This is a genomic window from Streptomyces sparsus (assembly GCF_054776295.1).
Window position 1 is genome coordinate 1 of the sequence record NZ_BAAHCA010000456.1, and the last position, 3,904, is coordinate 3,904.

A 3,904-nucleotide genomic window follows, 5' to 3' on the forward strand; every position below is an offset into this window, starting at 1 on the left:
CGCAGCTCGCCGCGGCCCTCGACGAGGCCGGGCTCGCCCACCTGGAACCCGGCACCGAGACCACCGCCGCGGCCCGCCTGACCCTGGTGCCCGCGACGCTCGCCAAGGGCCTGGAGTACGACTACGTGGTGCTCGACGAGCCGGCCGCCGTCGTCGCCGGCGAACCCGACGAGCGCACCGGCCTGCGACGGCTGTACGTCGCCCTCACCCGGGCCGTCTCCGGCCTGGTGGTCGTCCACGCCGCCCCGCTCCCGCCCCACCTGGCCGGCTGACACCACCCCCGGGCGGACTCACGGGCGGGCCGGGCCGTCGGTAGGCGCAGGTCCTGACAGCGGGCGCGGCTCCCGGCCTCCGCCGCCGGGGACGGGAGCCGCCCCCACTGGCCGTTACCGTTCGGCTTCGCCGTTGAAGGGTGGCCATTCGGTGAGGGGGCGTGGTGGGTGGAGGCGTCCTTTGCCGGTGCGGTCGGCTGCGGTGTGGATGGGGAGGTACTGGTCGCCGGAGAAGACCCAGTAGCGGTGTGGGTCGTCGGGGTGGGGGAGGACGGCGTCGATCCGCCGGGCCCGCCGCTCAGTCGAGGACCGCGGTGGCCTCGATCTCCACCAGGTGCTCGGGCACGTCCAGCGCCGCCACGCCCAACAGCGTGGCCGGCGGCACCGGCGTGACCCCGAGCTTCGCTGCCGCCCGGGCGGCGCCCGCCATGAACAGCGGCATCTTGTCGGGCGTCCAGTCGACGACGTGCACGGTCAGCTTCACCACGTCGTCGAAGGAGGCGCCGACCCCGGCCAGGGCGGTGCCGACGTTGAGATAGCACCGCTCGACCTGCGAGGCGAGGTCACCCTCGCCGACCGTCTGCCCCTCGGCGTCCCAGGCGACCTGGCCGGCGACGAAGACCAGCCTCGAACCGGTCGCGACCGCCACCTGCCGGTACGCGTCGATCTTCGGCAGTCCGTCGGGGTTCACCAGGGTGATGGCCATGTTGTGCGCCTCCTCGTCAGGTGGGCTCAGGGGCCCACGTCCTCCACCGACCAGGACGTTCCCGGTCTCTCGTGGTTACTCAGGAACCGTAGGAGAGTGGCCGCTGACATGGAAGAACGCACTTTCTGGTGACCGGGGAACCTTCTGGTGACCAAGCAGTTCACGGGCCCGCCCGACGAAGCAGACCTGACTCGTGCGGACTCGCCGGCGGCAGCAGCCCGGCGGGGCAGTGGGCCGGTGAGGCAGCGGCTCAGCGGGTCCGCCGGCTCAACGGGTCAGTGGCGAGGCGCGGGACACGAAGGTGTCGATCGCGTCCCTCGCCTCCCCGTCCAGCGCGTCATGCTCCGCGCGGTCCTGAGCGGTCGAGACGTCCCGCGTGCACCGATAGGCCTGTTCGGCCGCGAGAACCACCTCCCGCTCGTCGGTGAGCAGCTTGACCCGGTAGAGCACCTGCCGGGTCGCCGTGCGCAGGCGGTGCGCCTCGTCGCGCGCCGCGACGAAGGCGTCCCCGTGCGGGTCCTGCTGCCTGGCGTACCAGCGGGCCGCCTGGCCGTGGCGGTAGTCCTCCACCGCCGCGGCGAAGGTGCTGTACGTGGCGATGCGTTCCTGCCGAAGCGCCTCGGAGCGGGCGAACTGCTCACTGCGTCTGGCCGCGAGGCGCTGGAAGACGTGCGTGACCACGGCACCCATGAGGGTGCCTCCCACCGCCACCACACTCGTCCACAGGGCTTCCACGGCTCCAGCTGATCACGAAGGGCGCCGCCCGCGCCGGGTTCTTCGGAACGTCGTCCCCTCAGCTGCCCTCGTCGGCCAGCAGCTCACCGCTGTCGACGATGCGGTAGGCGTAGCCCTGCTCGGCGAGGAAGCGCTGCCGGTGGGCGGCGAAGTCCTGGTCGACGGTGTCGCGGGCGACCACCGAGTAGAACCGGGCCTCGTGCCCGTCCGCCTTCGGCCGCAGTACCCGGCCGAGCCGCTGCGCCTCCTCCTGCCGCGAGCCGAATGTGCCGGACACCTGGATGGCGACGGTCGCCTCCGGCAGGTCGATGGAGAAGTTCGCCACCTTCGACACGACCAGCACCGACAGCTCACCCTGGCGGAACGCCTCGAAGAGCTTCTCCCGCTGGGCGTTGCTGGTGTCACCCTTGATGACGGGCGCGTCCAGCCGCTCGCCCAGCTCGTCCAGCTGGTCGATGTACTGGCCGATGACCAGGGTCTGTTCCCCGGCGTGCCGGCGGACGAGGGCCTCCGTCACCCGCTGCTTGGAGTCGGTGGTCGCACAGAAGCGGTACTTCTCCTCCGTCTCGGCGGTGGCGTAGGCCAGGCGCTCCGACTCGGTGAGGCTGACCCGCACCTCCACGCAGTCCGCCGGCGCGATGTAGCCCTGGGCCTCGATCTCCTTCCAGGGCGCGTCGAAACGCTTCGGGCCGATCAGCGAGAACACGTCCGACTCGCGGCCGTCCTCGCGGACGAGCGTCGCGGTCAGCCCCAGACGGCGCCTGGCCTGGAGGTCGGCGGTGAACTTGAACACCGGGGCCGGCAGCAGGTGCACCTCGTCGTAGACGATCAGCCCCCAGTCCCGCGAGTCGAACAGCTCCAGGTGCGCGTAGACGCCCTTCCGCCGGGTCGTCAGCACCTGGTAGGTGGCGATGGTGATCGGGCGGATCTCCTTGCGGGTGCCGCTGTACTCGCCGATCTCGTCCTCGGTGAGCGAGGTCCGCCGGATCAGCTCGTGCTTCCACTGCCGGGCGGAGACGGTGTTCGTCACCAGGATCAGCGTCGTCGCCTTCGCCTGGGCCATCGCGCCGGCGCCGACCAGCGTCTTGCCCGCGCCGCAGGGCAGCACCACGACACCCGAGCCGCCGTGCCAGAAACCCTCCACGGCCTGCCGCTGGTAGGGGCGCAGCGACCACTCGCGCTCGTCCAGCTCGATGGCGTGCGCCTCACCGTCCACGTAGCCGGCCAGGTCCTCGGCGGGCCAGCCCAGCTTCAGCAGCACCTGCTTGATCTGGCCGCGCTCCGAGGGGTGCACCACCACCGAGTCCGGGTCCAGGCGTGCCCCGACCAGCGGCTTCACCCGCTTCGACCGCAGCACCTCCTCCAGTACCGGCCGGTCCGTGCTGGTCAGCACCAGCCCGTGCGCGGGGTGCTTGCTGAGCGTCAGCCGCCCGTAGCGGGCCATCGTCTCGGCGATGTCGACCAGCAGGGCGTGCGGTACCGGGTAGCGGGAGAACGCCACCAGCGCGTCCACGACCTGCTCCGCGTCGTGCCCGGCGGCCCGCGCGTTCCACAGCCCCAGCGGCGTCACCCGGTAGGTGTGGATGTGCTCAGGCGCCCGCTCCAGCTCGGCGAACGGCGCGATCGCCCGCCGGCAGGCGTCGGCCTGCTCGTGGTCGACTTCGAGCAGCAGAGTCTTGTCGCTCTGCACGATCAGCGGACCTGTGTTCACGCGGTTCTCCATCCGGCCCTGACGAGATCCGTCCTGGTGACGGGGGCAGTCCTCCAGTGTCCCGCATCGCGGCCCGGAGTCCCTCCCAGGAGTGAACTGGAGAGAGACACGCGGCCCACCTCAGCCTTCGGCGAGTTCGGCCACGCCGGTGATGCGGTGCAGGGGGTAGGTGCGGACCTCGTCGGCGGTGTGGTCGTAGCCGGTGACGAAGCCGCCCTCGACGCGGACCGGGGCGATGACACGCTGGCTGGCGGCGCCGTCCGCGTTGACGTAGCCGATCCACACCGGTTGGCCGGTCAGCACGGCCGACTGCATGGTGGCGAGGGTGTCCGCCGAGGTGGTGCGGGGCAGCTCGCCCTCCGGGGCGCGGCGCGGGGCCTTCGGCTTGTGGGGGGCGACCGCGGCGAGGTCCCCGGCGCGGATGGCGCGCACGGCGACCGTCAGCAGGGTGTCGTCGGGGTTCGGCGGGCCGTCGGGCAC

The 3,904-nt window shown here is 72.1% G+C and carries 5 protein-coding genes; 1 reads left to right on the forward strand and 4 read right to left on the reverse strand.

Annotation, left to right across the window (positions count from 1 at the left end):
- A partial coding sequence (locus ACYVE9_RS18390; RefSeq protein ID WP_461028974.1) for an ATP-binding domain-containing protein occupies positions 1-272 on the forward strand: 272 nt, incomplete at its 5' end.
- 298 nt (positions 273-570) lie between these two features.
- Here ACYVE9_RS18390 and ACYVE9_RS18395 read toward each other — a convergent pair.
- The 4 genes from ACYVE9_RS18395 to ACYVE9_RS18410 form a co-directional block, all read right to left on the reverse strand.
- A complete protein-coding gene (locus ACYVE9_RS18395; RefSeq protein WP_461028975.1) occupies positions 571-978 on the reverse strand; it encodes a RidA family protein in 408 nt (135 codons plus the stop codon).
- A gap of 267 nt (positions 979-1,245) precedes the next feature.
- Positions 1,246-1,713 carry a hypothetical protein gene (locus tag ACYVE9_RS18400; protein ID WP_461028976.1) on the reverse strand — a complete coding sequence of 156 codons (468 nt, stop codon included), beginning with the start codon at positions 1,711-1,713 and terminating at the stop codon, positions 1,246-1,248.
- A 58-nt stretch (positions 1,714-1,771) separates the two neighbouring features.
- On the reverse strand, positions 1,772-3,424 hold the full coding sequence (locus ACYVE9_RS18405; protein WP_461028977.1) for a DNA repair helicase XPB: 1,653 nt from the start codon (positions 3,422-3,424) through the stop codon (positions 1,772-1,774).
- Positions 3,425-3,544: 120 nt separating this feature from the next.
- On the reverse strand, positions 3,545-3,904 hold a 360-nt coding region (locus tag ACYVE9_RS18410), incomplete at its 5' end, for a helix-turn-helix transcriptional regulator (protein WP_461028978.1).